At 73.3% G+C, this 15785-nt stretch carries 16 protein-coding genes; 6 read left to right on the top strand and 10 right to left on the bottom strand.

Annotated features, from left to right (window positions below):
* Positions 1 to 78: 78 nt before the first annotated feature.
* From Q0994_RS10090 to modA, 3 genes are read right to left on the bottom strand one after another with little or no spacing between them, the layout of a single operon-like run.
* Positions 79 to 1245: an ABC transporter ATP-binding protein gene (locus Q0994_RS10090; RefSeq protein ID WP_299531818.1), complete on the bottom strand. Its 1167-nt coding sequence runs from the start codon at positions 1243 to 1245 to the stop codon at positions 79 to 81.
* A complete protein-coding gene (gene modB, locus Q0994_RS10085; protein ID WP_299531816.1) occupies positions 1242 to 2102 on the bottom strand; it encodes a molybdate ABC transporter permease subunit in 861 nt (286 codons plus the stop codon). Before modB ends, Q0994_RS10090 begins: the two co-directional genes overlap by 4 nt.
* Positions 2099 to 2923, bottom strand: a complete 825-nt coding sequence (gene modA, locus Q0994_RS10080; RefSeq protein WP_299531814.1) for a molybdate ABC transporter substrate-binding protein — start codon at positions 2921 to 2923, stop codon at positions 2099 to 2101. Before modA ends, modB begins: the two co-directional genes overlap by 4 nt.
* A gap of 665 nt (positions 2924 to 3588) precedes the next feature.
* Between modA and Q0994_RS10075 the strand changes: the two genes are divergently transcribed.
* Complete coding sequence (locus Q0994_RS10075; RefSeq protein ID WP_299532141.1) at positions 3589 to 4224, top strand: class E sortase; 636 nt, start codon at positions 3589 to 3591, stop codon at positions 4222 to 4224.
* A 106-nt stretch (positions 4225 to 4330) separates the two neighbouring features.
* Positions 4331 to 4567 (top strand): hypothetical protein, encoded by a 237-nt coding sequence (locus tag Q0994_RS10070; protein ID WP_299531812.1) that lies wholly within the window; start codon positions 4331 to 4333, stop codon positions 4565 to 4567.
* Between the two features lie 131 nt (positions 4568 to 4698).
* Here the strand turns inward: Q0994_RS10070 and Q0994_RS10065 are convergent, their stop codons facing one another.
* Positions 4699 to 5739, bottom strand: coding sequence for a hypothetical protein (locus Q0994_RS10065; protein WP_299531810.1), 1041 nt, complete (start codon positions 5737 to 5739; stop codon positions 4699 to 4701).
* Positions 5740 to 5954: 215 nt separating this feature from the next.
* On the opposite strand from Q0994_RS10065, the gene Q0994_RS10060 reads away from it, so the two are divergent.
* From Q0994_RS10060 to Q0994_RS10045, 4 genes are all read left to right on the top strand, one after another.
* On the top strand, positions 5955 to 6908 hold the full coding sequence (locus tag Q0994_RS10060) for a TetR/AcrR family transcriptional regulator (protein WP_299531808.1): 954 nt from the start codon (positions 5955 to 5957) through the stop codon (positions 6906 to 6908).
* Between the two features lie 80 nt (positions 6909 to 6988).
* Positions 6989 to 8029 (top strand): NAD(P)-dependent alcohol dehydrogenase, encoded by a 1041-nt coding sequence (locus Q0994_RS10055; protein ID WP_299531806.1) that lies wholly within the window; start codon positions 6989 to 6991, stop codon positions 8027 to 8029.
* A 258-nt stretch (positions 8030 to 8287) separates the two neighbouring features.
* Positions 8288 to 9799, top strand: coding sequence for a cryptochrome/photolyase family protein (locus tag Q0994_RS10050; protein WP_299531804.1), 1512 nt, complete (start codon positions 8288 to 8290; stop codon positions 9797 to 9799).
* Between the two features lie 77 nt (positions 9800 to 9876).
* Positions 9877 to 11052, top strand: coding sequence for a spore photoproduct lyase family protein (locus Q0994_RS10045; protein ID WP_299531802.1), 1176 nt, complete (start codon positions 9877 to 9879; stop codon positions 11050 to 11052).
* 101 nt (positions 11053 to 11153) lie between these two features.
* On the opposite strand, the gene Q0994_RS10040 is transcribed toward Q0994_RS10045, so the two are convergent.
* From Q0994_RS10040 to Q0994_RS10015, 6 genes are all read right to left on the bottom strand, one after another.
* Positions 11154 to 12248, bottom strand: a complete 1095-nt coding sequence (locus Q0994_RS10040) for a YihY/virulence factor BrkB family protein (protein WP_299531799.1) — start codon at positions 12246 to 12248, stop codon at positions 11154 to 11156.
* A 117-nt stretch (positions 12249 to 12365) separates the two neighbouring features.
* Positions 12366 to 13052 (bottom strand): DUF3618 domain-containing protein, encoded by a 687-nt coding sequence (locus tag Q0994_RS10035; RefSeq protein WP_299531797.1) that lies wholly within the window; start codon positions 13050 to 13052, stop codon positions 12366 to 12368.
* On the bottom strand, positions 13028 to 13516 hold the full coding sequence (locus Q0994_RS10030; protein ID WP_299531795.1) for a phage holin family protein: 489 nt from the start codon (positions 13514 to 13516) through the stop codon (positions 13028 to 13030). Before Q0994_RS10030 ends, Q0994_RS10035 begins: the two co-directional genes overlap by 25 nt.
* Before the next feature lie 12 nt (positions 13517 to 13528).
* The gene (locus Q0994_RS10025) at positions 13529 to 14257 is read right to left on the bottom strand and encodes a hypothetical protein (RefSeq protein WP_299531792.1); all 729 of its coding nucleotides are present in this window, start codon (positions 14255 to 14257) and stop codon (positions 13529 to 13531) included.
* A 226-nt stretch (positions 14258 to 14483) separates the two neighbouring features.
* The gene (locus tag Q0994_RS10020) at positions 14484 to 14954 is read right to left on the bottom strand and encodes a DUF3291 domain-containing protein (RefSeq protein ID WP_299531790.1); all 471 of its coding nucleotides are present in this window, start codon (positions 14952 to 14954) and stop codon (positions 14484 to 14486) included.
* Between the two features lie 32 nt (positions 14955 to 14986).
* A complete protein-coding gene (locus Q0994_RS10015) occupies positions 14987 to 15751 on the bottom strand; it encodes a helix-turn-helix domain-containing protein (RefSeq protein WP_299531787.1) in 765 nt (254 codons plus the stop codon).
* Positions 15752 to 15785: the final 34 nt, after the last annotated feature.

Genomic DNA, 15785 nt, shown 5'->3' with positions numbered 1-15785 from the left:
TTCGACATCGGTGACGACTGGTGACCCGGCGGACCCGGGTGCCCGCGACGTCACCGAAGGCGTCACCGGCGGCGGAGGTCAGGCGGGGTAGGCGTGGGTCTGGGCCGCCTTCACCGTCGCCCAGACGGCTGCTCCCGGCCGCAGGTCGAGTTCGGCCGCGGCGACCGTGGTCAGATCGGCGGTGAGGGGGAGTTCGCCGATGAGGTCGGCGCGGATCTGGTCGCCGTGGGTTTCCACGCCGGCGATCTCGCACCGCCAGAGGTTGCGGGCGCTGGTCCCGGTGGGACGGTCGCGGTGGAGGGTGACCGCGCCCGGGGGGAAGGCCACGAAGACCGGACCGGACAGCTCCTCCGTCGTGGTCACCGCCGGGCCCGCGTCCAGGCGCGCGAGGTGGCCGTCGGCGGTGCCGCGGTAGAGGTTCAGGCCGACGAGCCGGGCGATGTAGTCCGTACGCGGATGCCGGGCGATGTCGGTCGGCACCCCTACCTGGACGACCCGCCCGTCCTCGACCACCACCAGGCGGTCGGCCAGCACCATCGCGTCCAGCGGATCGTGCGTGACGAGCACCGCGACGGCCTCGAACTCGGCCAGGTGACGGCGGAGTTGCGAGCGCACCTCCAGTCGGGTGCGGGCGTCCAGCGCCGCCAGCGGCTCGTCCAGGAGCAGCAGGCGCGGGTGGGTGGCCAGTGCGCGCGCCAGCGCGACCCGTTGGGCCTGCCCACCGGAGAGCCTGCGCGGTTTGGCGCCCGCGTACGCCGTGAGCCCGAGCCGGTCCAGCCACTCGGCGGCCTCGGCGCGGGCCGCCGCCTTGGTCGCGCCGTGGCACCGCGGGCCGAAGGCCACGTTGTCCAGGGCGCTGAGGTGCGGGAAGAGCAGATAGTCCTGGAAGACGACACCGACCGAACGGGCCTCCGGCGGCGTGGCGTCCAGCGCCCGGCCGTCCAGCCGCAGATGGCCGGCGGTCATCGGCGCCAGCCCGGCGAGGGCGCGCAAGGCCGTGGTCTTCCCGGCACCGTTGGGGCCGAGCAGGGCGACCACCTCGCCCGGAGCCACGGTCAGTGCCACGTCGAGCCGGAACGTGCCGCGCTCGACCACGAGCCGGGCGTCGAGGCCGTCCGGGGCGGTGCTGCCGGACGAGGTGAGGGCGCTGGACGGGGCGGTGGCGCCTGGCAGGGTCGTGGCGCCGGACGGCTCGTGCGGCGGGACGTCGTCGGGCCGGCCGGAGCCGGGGGTGCGGGGGATCATCCTGCTGTCATCCAACGGTCGCGGAGTCCCGCCAGTACCGCGACGGACACCGCGAGCAGGACGAGACTGAGCGCGATGGCCGCCTCCGGGTCGCTCTGCAGAGCCAGGTACACGGCCAGCGGCATGGTCTGGGTACGGCCCGGGAAGTTTCCGGCGAAGGTGATCGTCGCCCCGAACTCGCCGAGGGCGCGGGCCCAGGCGAGTACGGCGCCGGCGGCGATGCCCGGCGCGATCAGCGGCAGTGTGACGCGCCGGAACGCGGTGAAGCGGGAGGCACCGAGCGTCGCGGCGGCCTCCTCGAAGCGTGAGTCGGCGGCGCGCAGGGTCCCTTCGACGCTGATGACGAGGAACGGCATCGCGACGAACGCCTCCGCGACCACCACGCCCGCCGTGGTGAACGGGAGCGTGATCCCGAACCAGTCGTCCAGGGACCGCCCGACGATCCCGTTGCGGCCCAGCGCCATCAGCAGCGCCACGCCCCCCACCACCGGCGGCAGCACCAGCGGCAGGGTGACCAGGGCGCGTACGAGACCGCGCCCGGGGAACTCCACCCGGGCGAGCAGCCAGGCCAGCGGCACGCCGATGACCAGGCTCACCGCGGTGGCGGCCGTGGCGCAGACCAGCGAGAGCCGCAGCGCCTGCCAGACCTCGGCGCTGGTCAGCAGTTCGGGCAGGTTGGTCCACGGGGCCCGGACGAGCAGGGCGGCCAGCGGCACGATGAGGAAGGCCAGGCCCAGCAACGCGGGGACCAGGAGCGGCAACGGCACGCCCCGGCCCACGCCGCTCCGGGCGCGACGGCGCCGCGGCCCGCCCCGGAGGGAGCCGGCCGCGGCACGGGACCGGTCGAGCTTCCTCACGGCTTGAGGAACCCGGCCCCGGTCAGGATCTTCTGACCCGCGTCGGACCGCACCAGGGCGATGAACGCCTCGGCCGCCCCGGCGTTCCGGGTGTCCTTGAGCCGGACGATCGGGTAGTCGTTGACGGCGTCGGCCGATTCGGGGAAGTCCACGCCCTCCACCTTGCCATCCGCCGCGCGCACATCGGTCGTGTAGACGACGGCCGCGTCGGCCTCCTTCAGTTCTACCTTCGTCAGTGCGGACTTGACGTCCTGTTCGTAGGAGACGGGGGTGACTTTCAGGCCGGCGGCGTCCAGGGCCTTCTGTGCCGCGGCGCCGCACGGCACCTCCGCGTCGCACAGCACCACCTTCAGGTCCGGCCCGGTGAGGTCCCTGAGGGAAGAGATCTCGTCGGGGTTGCCCGGCAGGGTGGCGATCTCCAACTGGTTGCGGACGAAGGTGACGGGCGTGCCGGAGGCGTCCCCGGCATCGGTGACGATCTTCATCGTCTTCGGGCTGGCCGAGGCGAAGACGTCGGCCGGGGCGCCGCCGGTGATGCTCGCCGCGAGGGAGTCGCTGCCGCCGAAGCTGAAGGTGACCTCGGTGCCGGGGTGTTCGGTCTCGAACTCCTTGCCCAGCGCGGTGAAACTCTCCTTGAGGGATGCCGCCGCGAACACCGTCACCGGGCCCGAGACCTCTCCCGAAGGCGCCGAAGCGGAGGGATCCGACGCCTCGGACGCGTCGTCGGACGACGACGAACACGCGCTCAGGGCCAGCAGTACGGCGGTTCCGGCACCGGCCATCGTGAGCGTGCGGCGGGTACGCCTCGCGGTACGGGTCATCACGGGTCTGCTCCCTCTCGTCCTCGCGGACGCGTCACCTGCGGCCCCGGCGGACCGACTTCGCTCCCCGCCGCCCCGGTCGGCCGACGTGACCGCGGCACCGCCAACCACACGGTGCTCGCGCGTCGGTTCCGCGGTCGGGCGTACGGCCGTCCGGCGCCACTCCCGGAACGACCCTTGATGATACTGCCGCAGATGCAAGGAATACACCCATGGTTGCTTCGCACAAGATGCGACGGTGAGGGTATCGGCTGGCATATGTGTTTCTACGAGAACGGTTCCCGCAGGGGATCGGCAGAGACACCCGTATCGAAATCGGTACGGGTACGGGTACGGGTACGGGTCGGCGGAGAGCCGGTTGAACGGTTCACGGCGGCCGGACCGGGCCCGAGCACGCGGCGCCGGGCGTGGAGCCCACGGTCGGCCCGGTCGTCCGGCCGCACCTCGTCGGAGGGGCGCGGGCGCGCCGCCGGTGCTGTACTGGAGGTGCGGGAGGCGTTCCGTCTCCCGCACCACGTTCCCTCGCCGCACCCACCAGTCGTCACCGGCCAGATCCGGACTCCGCCGTGCACCCTTCTCGCCCCGCCCGCCCCACCCGTTCCGCCCGCCTCACCCGGGCGCCGGACGGGTCCGGCCGCGCCGCCCGGTTCTGCGCCGCCGCCGCGCTGGCCGTGCTCACCGTCGGGGCCCCCGTGGCGGCCGCGCAGGCGCCGCCGCCCGCGGTCGTCGCCGCCGCGTCCGCCGGCCCGGCCGCGGACCGGACGCCGCCCGCCGACCGGACCGACCCGCGCACCGAGACCGCCGCGCTCACGCTCCCGACCGTCGGGGTCACCGATCTGCGCGTGGTTCCCTACGAGGGAACGACGGACGACGCGCCCGGGACCCGTATCCAGGACCGGGGCGTGGCCGCCAGTCCGTACGGCGAGGACGGCGGCGTCGGGCCGGGCGACATCGGGAACTACCTGGTCACGGCCCACCGGATCACCGCCGGGGGCCCGCTGTACGACCTGCCGGCCCTGGACGAGGGCGACCCCGTGTACGTCACGGAGGGCGGCACGGTGTACGAGTACCGGATCACGCAGAGCCGCACGACCTCGTTCCGCTCCGAGCGCTCCCTCGCCCAGCAGCGGGCGGAGGTGCCGGGGAAGCCGGGCGAGAAGCCGACCCGCGCTATGATCACTCTCTCCACCTGCGCCACCCCGGAGGACGACGCCGCGGGCAACCACTGGCGCGACAGCCTGGACAACCCGGAGCACCGCATCGACCGGGTCGGGGTGCTGGTGTCGACCCGCCCGTCCTGACCACATGGCGCACGGCCGGGGAACCGCCTGTCGACCGCCGCGGGAAACGGCGAGGCGGAGGACCGGAGGAGTCGGCCGGCGTCCCCTGCGGGCCTACCGTGGAACCATGGCCAGAACCGAGCGTCGAAGCACGAGGCAGGGCGGCCATGTCTGTCCGGCCTGCGAACAGCCCGTCGAGACCGTGATCGACCGGCACAAGACCTTGGGAATCTACGTCCCGCACTGGGGCCCCGGCCCGTGCCACACCGCCGGGTGCCCGAGGTGCGAGGGATCGGGCGCTGCCGCGTTCGACACGTCGCACGGGGCGATGCCCGAGCGGCGGCCGGGGGCCGTCCACCACTGAGGCCCCCGGCCCCGGCCGCACGGCGTGCGACCCCGCCCGGGACTCGGGCGGGCGGGGCCCGGACACGCGTGGGCGGACCGGGCCCAAGGGGCACGAGCGCCCCCGCGCGTCGTGCGCCATCGCCCGGGGGCTCAGGCGGGCCGAGGCAGGGACCGTGGCTCCGACTCCGCGGCGGCGGCCTTCCGGCCGAGCCGGTCGGAGACCAGCATCAGTGCGATGCCGAACACCGCCCAGCAGCCCAGTACGAGGGCGGGCGTGCCCGCCCCGGTGCCGTCGAAGAACGCGTTGGCGCGCAGCAGGCTCCCCGACGCGCCGGGCGGCAGAAGCTGTCCGAACGCCGCCCAGCCGTCGGGCAGCCAGTGGGGGCCGCTCGCCAGGCCGGAGAGCGGGTTGCCGAGGAGCATCACCACGGCGGCGCCGAGCCCGAAGCCGGGCATGCCGAGGACGGCCTCCAGCCCCAGCAGCGTCAGGACGAGGGCGGCCATGCCGAGCGACATCCCGAGCCCGCTGAGCAGGTGGCCGCCGTCGATCGAACCGGTCGCGAACTGCAGGAAGGCGGTGACGGCGAAGCCCGCGACCAGGGCGAAGGCGAGCCCGCCGAGCAGGCGCAGGCGCAGACCCGCGTGGCCCGGGAAGAGCCGGGTGAGCAGTACCGCCGGGAACATTCCGCCGAAGACCATGGGGAGGGCCGCCGCGGCGAAGCCCGCGCCCTTGGGGTCGTCGGCGGGGAACGGGGCGAGGTCGGTGACGGTCACCTCGGCACTCTGCTGGGCGGCGAGTGCGTGGGCGACGCCCGTGAGAGCCGCGGTGGACTGTGCGCCCCCGGCCGTGGCGGCGAAGGCGGTGACGTGGCCCGGACTCAGGGCGATGCCGCCCATGACGTCCCGGTCCTCCACGGCGGACTTCAGCGTCCGCTCGTCGTCGTAGGCGGTGACGGCCCACTCGTCCCCCGACAGGGCCTCGGTGACCGCCGACACGGCTTGCGCCGGGCCGGTCACGCCGACGGGTATGGAATGCGGGCCGCTGTGCACGGCGGGCAGGGCGAACGCACCGAGCATGGCGACCACGACGGCGGCCAGGCCCAGGACGAGGACGACGAGCTTGCGGGCCGGGCCCGCGGGCCCGGCGGCTTCGGGCGCGGCAGTTTCGGGCGGAGGGGTGTGCGGAGACATGGTGGGCTTCCTGGTGAGCTGCGTGGTCGGCGGACCCGTGCCGGAGGGCCGCGGCGCCGAAAGGCAGAGTGGTGGCGGACGGCCCACTCGCGGGGGCGCCACGGGGCGGTCGCGGCAGGTGGTCCGTAGAACTTGATACAGGAGTAAAGGGTAGGTTGATGCGTGTGTCAAACAAGGGTGTTCCGGAACCAGGTCCCGTGGCGGACGGCGCGACGGTGAACGGGCCTGCGCCCGGTGCGGCGGAGGCAACCGAGGCGGCCGGGACCGCGGCGGAGGCCGGAGCGGCGCAGGCGGCCGCGGGGGAGGGGACCGGTCGCGGCGTCCGCGTCCCGGACGATCTGGTCCGAGCGGCCCTGCGGGTGGCCCGGACGCGCGGCGCGGAGGTGGGTGACGTGCCGATGCAGGCCGTCGCCCAGGAGGCCGGCATCTCGCGCAGTACCCTGCTGCGCCGCCTCGGCGGGACGCGGCACGCCCTCGACGAAGCGGTGCGCGCCGCGGGCGTCGATCCGGGCGGGCAGAAGCCCGTACGCGAACGGGCCGTCGACGCCGGGGCCGCCCTCATCAGCGACGACGGGATCGCGGCCGTGTCCCTCGAACGCATCGCCGCCGTCGCCGACTGCTCCGTGCACAGCCTCTACGCCGTCTTCGGCGGCCGGGACGGCCTGCTCCGCGCCATCTTCCACCGGTACACCCCGATCGTGGACATCAAGGAGGTACTGGCCGCGGGCCCGGCCGACCTGCGGACCACGGTCGGCGAGGTCTACCGCCGCATGGCCGCCGCGCTCGGCCGCGAACCGCGGGTCGTGCCGGCGCTGATGGCCGAGGTCCTCGCCCGGCCCAAGGACGCGTCGGTGCGCCCTTTCCTGGAGTACCTCAACACCCGCCCGTTCGCGGACATCACGCAGTGGCTCACCGCCGAGATCGACGCGCACCGCGTCCGCGACCTGCCGCCGTTCCTGCTGATGCACCAGATGACCAGCCCGCTGATCATGCACCTGCTGATCCGCCCGGTCGCGGAACACGTGCCCGGGATGGGCTTCCCCCCGGTCGAGGAGGTCTGCGACGTCTTCGCCGACGCGTTCGTACGCGCCGTCGCCCTGCCCGGTCCCGTCGACCCGGACGGCCCGGCGGCCCGCGAGCGGACGCACGCGGGGCCCGGACCCGGGTGAAGGCTCCGGAGTGGGGCACCCTGGAGGGGTGCCCGGACCGAAAGCCGCCGGGCATGATCCACTTCTGAGGAGTTCTCCGCATGACCACTGTCGCCGCGTACGCAGCCCCGTCCGCCAAGGCTCCGCTGGAGCGCACGACCATCGAGCGCCGCGCGGTCGGCGAGTTCGACGTACTCATCGACATCAAGTTCGCCGGCATCTGCCACTCGGACATCCACCAGGCCCGCGACGGCTGGGGCGAAGGCATCTTCCCGATGGTGCCCGGCCACGAGATAGCCGGGATCGTCGCCGAGGTCGGCCCCGGCGTCACCGCGTTCACCGTCGGCGACCGGGTGGGCGTCGGCTGCATGGTCGACTCGTGCCGCGCGTGCGAGAACTGCGAGGCCGGTCTGGAGCAGTACTGCACCCGGGGCAACACCGGCACGTACAACGCGCTCGACAAGAACGGCGAGCCCACCTACGGCGGCTACTCCACCCACATCGTGGTGGACGAGAAGTACACCCTGCGCATCCCCGACGGCCTGGCGCTGGACGTCGCCGCCCCGCTGCTCTGCGCGGGCATCACCACGTACTCCCCGCTGAAGCGCTGGAACGCCGGCCCGGGCAAGAAGGTCGCCGTGCTCGGCATGGGCGGCCTCGGGCACGTGGGCGTCAAGATCGCGCACGCGCTCGGCGCGGAGGTGACCGTCCTGTCCCAGTCCCTGCGCAAGCGGGAGGACGGCCTGAAGCTCGGCGCCGACCACTACTTCGCCACCAGCGACCCGAAGACCTTCGAGGAACTGCGCGGCACGTTCGACGTCATCCTCTCCACGGTGTCCGCGCCGCTGGACCTCGGCGCCTACCTCTCGCTGCTGAAGACGGACGGCGCGCTGGTCAACGTCGGCGCCCCGGAGGAGCCCGTCTCCGTCAACCTCTTCTCCCTGATCGGCGGACGGAAGTCCCTGTCGGGGTCCGCGATCGGCGGCATCGCGGAGACCCAGGAGATGCTGGACTTCTGCGCCGAGCACGGGTTCGGGGCGGAGATCGAGCTGATCGGCGCGTCCGAGATCAACGAGGCGTACGAGCGCGTGCTGAACAGCGACGTCCGGTACCGCTTCGTGATCGACACGGCGACGATCTGACGAACCGGCCGGCCCGCTGAACGGGGGACGTCGGCCGGCCCGCCGGCCCTGCTTCCCTCCCCGGACGCCTCGGACGGGCCCGCGAGGGCATGCGCCGGAACCACCGGCGGGTGCCCTCGCGGGCGTGAAGCCGGCCGGTCACCGGCGTGTGCGGTCCGCCGCCCGCATCCCCGTGCGCTTTGATCCGGAGGTGGACGCCTCGGCCCCCGGTCCGGCGGGCCGGGCAGCGGACCGTGGATCGTCGAGGGAGCACGCGGTATGACGGCGGAAGGAACCGGCACCGTCCACTGGTTGTTCGGCGACCAGCTCGGCCCGCACTTCGTCGATCCGGCGCACGGCGGCCCGCACCGGGACGCCCCGCTGCTGATGATCGAGTCCCGGAACGTCTTCCGGCGGCGGCGCTTCCACCGGGCCAAGGCCCATCTGATCCTGTCGGCGATGCGCCACCGGGCCGCCGAGCTCGGCGACCGGGTGCGGTACGTCAAGGCCGACACCTACCGTGCCGGGCTGCGGGAGGCCGTCGGTGACGCCCCGGTCACCGTGCACCATCCCACCTCCCACGCGGCCCGTGCCTTCGTGGACGCCCTGCCCTCCGTGCGTGTGCTGCCGGCCCGGGGATTCCTCGTCGGCCACGACGACTTCCGGCGCTGGGCGGACGGACACGGCGCGGGCCACCTGCGCCAGGAGGACTTCTACCGCTGGGTCCGCCGGACGCACGACCTGCTGATGGAGGGCGACCTGCCCGCGGGCGGCCGGTGGAACCTCGACCACGACAACCGGCAGCCTCCGCCGCGCGGAGCCGGCGACCTCGGCGTACCCGCCCCGTACCGGCCGCGGGAGAGCGCCATCGACGACGAGGTGCGCGCGGACCTGGACCGCTGGTCGCGGGAGGGCGACGTCCGGTTCGTCGGCGAGGACGGGCCGCGGGCCTTCCCCGCCACCCGCCGGGAGGCCCTCGCCGCGCTGCGGCGCTTCGTCGAGCACCGGCTCCCGACGTTCGGCGCGTACGAGGACGCGATGCTCGCCGGCGACGCCACGATGAGCCACAGCCTGCTCTCCTCGTCGCTCAACCTCGGCCTGCTGGACCCCGCCGAGTGCGTCGAACGGGCGCAGGCGCGGTGGCGGTCCGGCGACGCGCCGCTCAACAGCGCCGAGGGGTTCGTGCGGCAGATCGCCGGATGGCGCGAGTACGTCTGGCACGTCTACTGGTACTTCGGTCAGGAGTACCGCGCGAGCAACGCACTGGACCACCGGGCCCCGCTGCCCGGCTGGTTCACCGAACTGGCGCCGGACCCGACCGGGGCGAACTGCCTGACCCACGTCCTGGACCAGGTGAGGACCACCGGCTGGACGCACCACATCCCCCGCCTGATGCTCCTCGGCAGCCTCGCCCTGCAACGGGGCTGGGACCCCCGCGCCGTCACCGACTGGTTCCACCGCAGCTTCGTCGACGGCTACGACTGGGTCATGGTCCCGAACGTGGTGGGCATGTCCCAGTACGCCGACGGGGGCCGGATGACCACCAAGCCCTACACCTCCGGCGGCGCCTACATCGACCGCATGAGCGACTTCTGCCGCCCGTGCCGCTACCGGCCCTCCGTACGGGTCGGCGAGGACGCCTGCCCCTTCACCGCCGGATACTGGAACCTGCTGCACCGGCACCGCGACCGCTTCGCGCACAACGCGCGCATGTCCCAAGCCGTGCGAGGACTGGACCGGCTCCGCGACCTCGACGCACTGCTGGAACAGGAACGCGACCGGGAGGACTGAACGCCGGCGGGCGGCGGGCGGCGGGTGCCGGCACGCGCCGCGTACGCGGGACGGGACGGACGACGACGGGAGACACCATGGAGAGGCGGGCCACGGGCCCCGGTTCCGGGGAGCCGGAGCAGCAGGCGCTTTTCGGGTGGCCGGACGACCCGCCGTCGTCGACCCCGCCCCAGCCGTTCCGGGACAGCCCGGCCGCGCGCCGGATGCTCGACGTGCGGGAGGTGTACGCGGAACCGGCGGCCCTGGACTCGCCGCGCGGCCGGCAGATCATGGCCCGGCTGCCGGGGGCGCGGGTGACCGAGGTTCCCAGCCACTGGGGCATCCCCTCGCTGCACGGCAACGACGGCAACATCGACCGCTGGGTGCGGGTCAAGAAGGAGACGCTCGTCCTCGGCGTCAAGCACACCCTCACCACGCGCCCCAACGGCCGGTCGGCCGACTGGATCGCCCCCGGTCCGTCCAATGGCTGCGCGATGGCCTGCGTCTACTGCTACGTTCCCCGCCGCAAGGGCTTCGCCAACCCCATCACCCTCTTCACCAACATCGAGGCGATCGTGGCCCACGTCCGGCGCCACGTACGCGCCCAGGGCCCCAAGACCCAGCCCAACCAGTGCGATCCGCAGGCCTGGGTCTACGACATCGGTGAGAACGGGGACTGCTCCGTCGACGCGCTGATCTGCGACAACACCGCCGATCTCATCGCCGCGTTCCGGGGGATGCCGACGGCCAAGGCCTCGTTCGCCACCAAGTTCGTCAACCCCGACCTGCTCGCCCTCGACCCGCGGGGCCGCACCCGGGTGCGCTTCTCGCTGATGCCGGCCGACGACTCCCGGCTGCTCGACATCCGCACCAGCCCGGTCGCCGAACGGATCGCGGCGGCAGCCGACTTCCTGGACGCGGGCTACGAGGTCCACTTCAATCTCTCGCCCGTCGTCCTGCGGTCCGGCTGGCAGGACGACTGGGCCGGGCTGCTCACCCGGCTCGACGACGTGCTGCCCGCCCGGGTGAAGGAGCAGGCGGCCGCCGAGATCATCATGCTCACCCACAACGAGCGGCTCCACGAGGTGAACCTCGGCTGGCACCCCCGGGCCGAGGAGGTGCTGTGGCAGCCCGCCGTCCAGGAGGCCAAGCGCTCCGGGAACGGGGACCTCAACGTCCGGTACGCCGTGGAGGTCAAGCAGCGGTCCGTGGCCCGCATGCGGGAGCTGCTGGCGGCCCACGCCCCCTGGCTGCGGGTCAGGTACGCGTTCTGAGCGTCCTGAGCCGGACGCCACCGGCCGGCCGCGGTGGCACGGGGCGGCCCGGCTCCGCGCACAGCCGCTGTGGTGTGTGCGGAGCCGGGCCACCGCGCTCCTCAGCCGTCCCGCCGCGGCCCCTCACCGGGCGCTGCCTCATCGGGCGGCCCCTCACCGGGCGGTGCCTCCCGGTCGGCCGGAGCGTCCGGTCCGGCCCCGGGTTCGGAGGGCGGGTCACCGTACCCGGCGGCGCGGCGTTCCTCCTGTGTCCACTTGCGGGTGTCACGAGGTTGCGCGTACGGCTCCTCGTCCGGCGGACGGCCGCTGACGACGGCTCGTTCGCGTTCCATCTCCGCGTCGAACTCCAGCCCCAGGAGGATCGCCAGATTGGTGATCCAGAGCCAGACCAGGAAGATGATGATCCCGGCGAGGGTTCCGTACGTCTTGTTGTACGAACCGAAGTTGGCGACGTAGAAGGCGAAGGCGGCCGACGCGACCAGCCATATCACCAGGGCCAGGAGACTGCCGAGGGAGATGAACTTGAATCCCCGCCCCTTGGCGTTCGGCGCCGCCCAGTACAGGAGCGCCAGCATGGCGGCCACCAGTACCACCAGGACGGGCCACTTGGCGTAGGACCAGACGGTCATGGCGGTGTCGCCGACGCCCAGGGCCGTACCCACCTGCCGGGCGATGCCGCCCGTGAGCACGACGATCAGCGCACTCACGCACGCCATGATCATGAGTGCCAGGGTCAGGCCCACCCGGACCGGCAGGACTTTCCACGCCGGACGGCCCTCCGGCACGTCGTAGACGACGTTCGAGGCGCGGATGAATGCGGCGATGTACCCGGAGGCGGACCACAGGGCACCCAGCAGGCCGACGATCGCGAGCACGGAACTGGTCCCGCCGCTGGACTGCAGTTGCGTCACCGCGTTGGTGATCACGTCCCGGGCCGAACCGGGCGCGAGCTTCTGGATGTTGTCCAGGACCGTCTGGGTGGCCGAGTCGCCCGCGATGCCCAGCAGCGCCACCAGCACCAGCAGCGCGGGAAACAGGGCCAGGATGGCGTAATAGGTCAGCCCCGCCGCCCGGTCCGTCAGTTCGTCGCGTTTGAACTCCTTCAAGGTCCGCTTCAGCACCTGCGCCCAGGAGCTTTTGCTGATGCGGGTGGGGGAGTCGGGAGGTTTGTCGGCTTGGTTGATCGGCTGGTTCATCGGCCACCTCACACGGGTGAGACTGCGCGGGGCGGCTCGCCCCGCCGTACGGCACCGGAGAGTCGGCGCGCCCCCGGACCCGGGACCCGTGGCCCGTCGGATCCGGGGGTGTGCGGATCAGCGCGGGCGGCTGCCCGCCTGATCGCGCGTCTCCTGGACGGCGTCCCGGCCGACGTCACGCAGGCCCGAAGCCGCGTCACGACCGGAGTCCTGCACCTGCCGGCCGGTGGCCCGGGCGGCTTCCTGCGCCGTGCTCTTCACCGACTCCACGGCGTCCGTGGCCGGCTCCCGCATGCCTTCCTTGATCTCCTGCGCGGCGTCCTGCGCCGTCTGCCTGGCCGGTCCGAGCAGTTCGTCCGAGTGCTCGCGCAGCTTGGCGCCGGCCCGTTCTTCGGCCTCGGACGCCGGCAGCAGTGCGGCGGCCAGCATTCCGGCACCGAAGGCGATGACCCCGGCGGCCAGCGGGCTGCCCTGCGTCTGGCGGGTCAACTGCGCCGGCGCCTCGCGCACCGCCTGTCCGACCTGGTCGGCCGTCTGCCGGGCCGCGTCACCGGCCTGCCCGGCGGCGTCGCCCGCGCTCCCCGCGAGATCCTGCGCCTTCTGCCCGGCCCGTGCGGTCGGAGTGCCGTCCGTCACGCCCATCACCCGTTCCTTGAGACCCGTCAACCGGTGCTGCGCCGCACCCGCCTTGCGCCTGGCCACTTTGCCGGGAGCGACCTTGTCCGCGAGACGGTCGACGTCGTGTGCCAGCCGTGCCCGGGTGCCCTCCACCTCGGCCTTCAGTTCGTCCGGTTCCGTGCCCATCGGGCATCCTCCTTGAGGGTTTCCGCGGTGCGTTCGGGTGTGACCTGCACGGCACGCAGTCGCTTGCGGCCGGTCACGAACAGGACGGCGCCCACCAGTGCCCAGACGCCGGTCACGATGAGCGCGGCCCAGGCGAGGCCGACCCAGTGCGCCAGTCCGAAGACGGCTGCCAGGCTGCCCATCAGCAGGAACAGGTGGCCCGCGTATCCGGCACCCGCGAGCATGCCCGCGGCCTTGCCCGCCTTGGTCGCCTCCTGCTTGATCTCGGCCTTCGCCAGCTCGATCTCGCCGCGGACGAGCCGGGTGAGGTCGTTGCTGATCTCTCCCACCAGTTCGCCGACGGAGGGGTCGGACGGGGCGGGGGTGGTTCGCGGGTCGCCGGCGTGAGAGGCGTACCGGGTCTCGCCGCGCCGGTCGTCGCCCCGGCTGGCGGTGGTGGCGTCGTGCGAAGAGGTGATGGCCACGTCATGGCCCCCTTACAGCGGTTTCGGATCGGGGTCGGGGTACGGGTCCGTCACCGGCAGCGGACCGGAGGGCGAGACGGCACCGCCGTAGGACGGCGTCGTGGGCCGCAGCCGCCCCGCGGCCTCGGGGGCCTCATCGGCTCCGTACTCCCGGTCCCGGGTGATCGCGGCGGGGCTGCCGCCGTCGATGCCGCGGGCCCCCGGGCGCTCCGCACGCCCGCCCGACGTCGTTCCGTCCTCCGCGGACTTGGCGCCCTTGGCCAGCCGGGCGGTCGCGAAGCCCGCCAGAGCGGCGCCTGCCAGAAACACGCCCGGGCGGCGTCGCGCGAAGTCCTGGAGGTCGCTGACGAGTCCCTGCGGGCCCCGTTCCTCCAGCCTGGTCGCCACGCCCCGGCCACGATCGGCGACCTGCCTGACGGTGTGCGCGGCGGGCGAGCCGTCGCGGCCGTTCTCTCCCATGTCGGCCATGTCGTCCGCGAGTTGGCGCACGCTCCGGGCCAGTCGCTGCGTCTGGGTCCGGGCCTGCTCCTCCACCTGCCCGCGCAGTTCGGCGGTCACGTCCCGGGCTTTGGCGGCGGCTTCGCCGGCCACCTGTCCCGCGCGTTCCCTGGTGGTGTCGGTGACCTCGGACGTTTTCTCACCCGTCAGTCCGACGCCTTCGCCGGCCTTGTCCCTCGCTGTCTGCTTCGCCGCTGCGGCTGTGTCGTCATCCGTACGAGCGGCACCGTCGAAGTCACTCAATGTTCCTCCTCGGTCGTCCCGCGCCCCGGACATGCGTCAGTAGAGCGAACCGGGGCATCACCACCACTATGGGCGCGCGTGCCGCATGTATCAAATGCTCATATTCGTGGGCCTTTTTGCGTCATGCGTATGAATCGTCACCTATTACGCTTTCAACGGTGCGAAGGCGTTCCGGGGGCAGCGGCGCGCCCCCGGCCGGTGGTGCCGGGCAGGGGGCGGGGGCGGCTCAGGTCGCCAGTGACGCGGCCGGTGGCGGGTGGGGCGCCCGGAAGGTGAACGCCTCGGGCCCTTCGCCGACTTGGCGGATCAGTGCGACGCGGTCCATCGCCTCTTCGACGGTCGGGAGGTGTCCGGCCGGGACCCACCAGAGCGCGTGGTGATAGTCCGCGAGACGCTCGAACCACTCGCGGCGGCGCGCCAGCACCTTCAGATGCTCGCTCCGGTAGGTGTAGTCCCGCAGGGCCTCGACCGATTCCCAGACCGAGCAGTTGATCAGCATCAGGTCGTCGTCGCGCTCGGGGCGCAGGCCGGTGGAGTCGGCGCCGCCCCCGTCGACCATCCGCCAGACGAAGCCGGGGGCGGCGTCCGCGAGGGCGTTGATCTCCGGGAGCTGTGCGACGAAGTCGGCGACGAGGGGGCTGTCGAGCGGGGCGAGGAGGCGGCCCACGTTGACCTGGGCGAGGTGGAAGGCGTTCACGGAGGCAGCATGCCCGGGTGAGCCTTCTAAAGTCAATGAATTTTATTTTTAGAGACTCGATGGGTGTCGGAGCCGGTGTCGGGCTCGTGTTCCGGGTCCGGTTCTGCGGCCCTGCCCGCCTCCTCCGTCCCGTCCCGCGCGGCCGTCAGGGCGACGCAGCAGCCGTGCGGGAGCGGGTCCATGGCCGCCCGCCACTTCCGGCCCTCGGGCAGCCCCGACAGCAGCCCCTCGATCCCCGCGAGGTTCATCCCGCACACCAGCGCGGGGAACCGGTCGGCCAGCGTGTGGAAGGGGCAGTTGTTCAGCCGCAGCGTTCCGTCGCCGTCGCGGAACGGCTCGTAACCGCGTGACCGCAGGGCCTCGACCGGGTCGGCTTCGCCGTCCGGGCCGTCGCCGGTGCCGGCCTCGGCCTTCCAGGCCGCCCGCGCCGCCGCCTGCAGCTCGTGGTCGAGGCCGGCCCGCTCGACCACCTCGGCGAGCAGCCGGCCGGCCGCGTCGTAGGAACGGGGCGGCACGGACACCGTGTGCTCGCGCTCGGCGCGCCGGTACATCTTCGCGGGGCGTCCGGCCCCCGGGCCGCCGCGACCGGCGGGCCGGCGGAAGCGCACCTCCAGCAGCCCGGCCTCGACCAGCTTGTCCAGATGGAACGCGGCCAGCGGGCGGGAGATCCCGGCCGCCTCCGCGGCCGCCTCCCGCCCCACCTCGTCCGGGGCTCCGCTGACGTGCCGGTACAGTCCTCGCCGCACCGGATCGCCCAGTACGGCCAACGCCTCGATGGCGGCATCCTCGCTGCTCACGGTTGCGACTCTATAGCCGGGGCCGCGGATGCCG

It is taken from the genome of uncultured Streptomyces sp. (assembly GCF_947488945.1).
GTDB lineage: Bacteria > Actinomycetota > Actinomycetes > Streptomycetales > Streptomycetaceae > Streptomyces.
This window is presented reverse-complemented; position numbering and strand designations above follow the sequence as displayed.